This window comes from Streptomyces sp. MK37H (assembly GCF_018035285.1).
Lineage (GTDB): Bacteria > Actinomycetota > Actinomycetes > Streptomycetales > Streptomycetaceae > Streptomyces > Streptomyces endocoffeicus.
On sequence record NZ_JAAAYH010000869.1, the window covers coordinates 1 to 1294 of the forward strand.

A 1294-nucleotide genomic window follows, 5' to 3' on the forward strand; every position below is an offset into this window, starting at 1 on the left:
TATGCGGTCCAGGGCGCCGCCCCGGAGGCCCCGCCCCCGGCACCCACCACACAACCGACCGCGCACCCCAGCAACCACCACGTACCCGCACCCAGCGGACCAGCGCACCCGCACCCAGCGGAACTCTCAGGCCAGCACGTCCCGCCACGTGTCCGTCAGCGCCGTTGACACGTCGTACGCCGCGATGGGCGCGCCGTGCGGGGCCGTGGTGCGGCGGGCGGCCAGGCCATGGAGGTAGGCGCCCACCGAGGCCGCGTCGAGGGCGGGGAGGCCCGTGGCGAGCAGGGAGCCGATCAGGCCGGACAGCACATCGCCGCTGCCCGCCGTGGCCAGCCAGCCGACGCCGGTGGGGTTCACGCGCACCGGCTGGTGCTCGGCCGCGATCAGCGTGGTCGACCCCTTCAGCAGTACGGTCGCGCCGTAGCGCTCGGACAGCGCCCTTACGGCGGCCAGCCGGCCCGCCTCGACCTCCTCGCGGCTCACGCCGAGCAGCGCCGCCGCCTCGCCCGCATGTGGCGTAAGGACCGTGGCCGCCTCGCGTTTGCGCAGGTCACTCCCGGCGGGCAGCAGGTGGAGCCCGTCGGCGTCGACCAGGACCGGGACATCGGAGGCGAGGACGTCCTCCAGGGAGTGCCTCGCCGCCGCGCCGTCGCCGAGGCCGGGGCCGACGACCCACGACTGGACCCGGCCCGCCTTGGCCGGGGGCCCGGAGTGGACGAGGGTCTCGGGGAAGCGCGCGATGACGGTGTCGGCGGCGGGGCCGACGTAGCGCACCGCGCCCGCACCGCCCCGCAGCGCGCCCGAGACGGCCAGTACGGCCGCGCCCGGGTAGCGGGCCGAGCCCGCGACGACGCCCACGACACCCCGCCGGTACTTGTCGCTCTCCGCCGAGGGCCGGGGCAGCAGCGCCGCCACGTCCTCGTGCTGCAGCGCCTCCACGTCGGGGTCGGCCGGGAGGTGGGCGTCCAGCCCGATGTCGACCAGCCGCAGGGCGCCCGCGTGGGTGCGGGCGGGGTCGATGAGCAGCCCCGGCTTGTACGCGCCGAAGGTGATCGTGGCGTCCGCGCGCACGGCGGAGCCGCGCACCTCGCCCGTGTCGGCGTCGACCCCGCTGGGCAGGTCCACGGCGACGACGATCCCGCGCACCGCCCGGACCAGCCGCTCCGCGTCGGGCCGCAGCCCGCCCTTGCCGCCGATGCCGACGATGCCGTCGACGACGAGGTCGGCGCGCGCGACGGCCGCCTCGGCACCGCCGTCCGTCACCTCGCCGCCGACGCCCGACACCTCGCGGTCC

General features: G+C 77.4%; 1 protein-coding gene. It reads right to left on the reverse strand.

The window, feature by feature from the left end:
- Positions 1 to 126 precede the first annotated feature (126 nt).
- On the reverse strand, positions 127 to 1294 hold a 1168-nt coding region (locus tag GWI24_RS44505; RefSeq protein ID WP_210951683.1), incomplete at its 5' end, for an NAD(P)H-hydrate dehydratase.